This window comes from Roseomonas sp. CAU 1739 (genome assembly GCF_039839775.1).
Lineage (GTDB): Bacteria > Pseudomonadota > Alphaproteobacteria > Acetobacterales > Acetobacteraceae > Neoroseomonas.
The window spans coordinates 1-1,431 of record NZ_JBDOQQ010000050.1; the positions used below are offsets into that span (position 1 = coordinate 1).

Below are 1,431 nucleotides of genomic sequence, written 5' to 3' on the forward strand. Positions count from 1 at the left end.
CGTCGATCCGCCGCACGCCGATGCTCTACCGTCCACACCATCATCCGCCCCACGAATCGTCCGCAGGATCAGCGAATCACATCCGATTCAGCCGATTCAATTCCTTTCCGGATGGGCTCTGAGAGAGAAGAATGGAGCAGCGGTGGGAACCGGGGAACGAAATTCTCTGGAGGGGGACGGCAGACGCGCAGGCTGTTCCCCTTCGTCGAGCGCATCATCGGCGACGCAGGCTATCAGGGACCGAAAATGGCCGCCGCCGTGGCCCGAACTGGCACGTGGAATATGGAGATCGCGCGCCGCTGCGATCGCCATCGCTTCGTTGTCCTGCCGAAGCGCTGGATCGTGGAACGCACCATCGCATGGATCAGCCACAACCGCCGCCTCGCCCGCGACTTCGAGCGGCATTGCCGCATCGCCACCGCCTTCGTCCGCACGGCCATGATCCGCCACCTCACAGCAGGGCTCTCATCATAACTAAAAATTCTCTACTCATATATTTTGAATAGGTGTCGGTATTTTATCAATCAAGCTCAGGAAATAGAACTCCTTTCAAGCATGAGAACCATATTGCCGCTCTCATCTTTCGTATGCTTAACGTTTACTGGAGCATTGTTCCCGATGCTAAACGTGTCACCATCATTAAGAACCATTCCCTTCGCGATCAGATACGCGGCGACGTTCTTCAATTTCGTATCGATTGTATCGGCGTCCTCGCCTGTCGGGGGATAGTCAAGTTCCGGTAGACCTAAAGCCCGGAGCCCCTCGGTGCGCGCGCCGAGACCTGACGGAGGGCGGCCTCGCCAATGGCAGCGTACGACGACGTCCGGCGGCAGCGAACTATATGCGACCGCTCTACTGAAGAGAGCGGAATCGTGGAACAAGAGGTTTCCCGACCACGCCACAGCATCGGTGCTTGCGCCTGCGCAATTGCCGCAGAAACAGCGAACAGGGTAGCAGCTGTGACCCGTGGCGCCTCTGGCGCATCGGAACGCAGGGGCGTTGCCGAAACAATGAGGTGGCTCTGCCAGCGCCCGCTACCCGCCTTCCAGTCCGGCCACGCGGCATACTGAGCCGGGTCGGCTAACAGTGGCGAAGGACATGAGAACGACATGCGCACGATGACTAGCCTCGCCGCCTTGGTCGCGCCGACAAGGCCCGCGGGTGTATCCACAAATGGGCCTTGGATCATCGGCGCCGGGCCGGCGGTTAGCGCGCGCTTGATCGCATCCGTTTCTGGAGCAGCGGCTGAAAAGCAGAGGTAGGTCAGTTGAGGTTCGACCATCGTCCGAAGCGCTCTCGCGGGTCATGTGAGAGCCCATCCGGAAAGGAATTGAATCGGCTGAATCGGATGTGATTCGCTGATCCTGCGGACGATTCGTGGGGCGGATGATGGTGTGGACGGTAGAGCATCGGCGTGCGGCGGATCGACGT

At 59.6% G+C, this 1,431-nt stretch carries 2 protein-coding genes; one reads left to right on the forward strand and one right to left on the reverse strand.

From position 1 onward, the window contains the following. A partial coding sequence (locus tag AAFN86_RS29510; RefSeq protein WP_347547308.1) for a transposase occupies positions 1–474 on the forward strand: 474 nt, incomplete at its 5' end. A 56-nt stretch (positions 475–530) separates the two neighbouring features. Here AAFN86_RS29510 and AAFN86_RS29675 read toward each other — a convergent pair. After that, the gene (locus AAFN86_RS29675) at positions 531–902 is read right to left on the reverse strand and encodes a DUF4261 domain-containing protein (RefSeq protein WP_408906643.1); all 372 of its coding nucleotides are present in this window, start codon (positions 900–902) and stop codon (positions 531–533) included. Between the last annotated feature and the right edge of the window lie 529 nt (positions 903–1,431).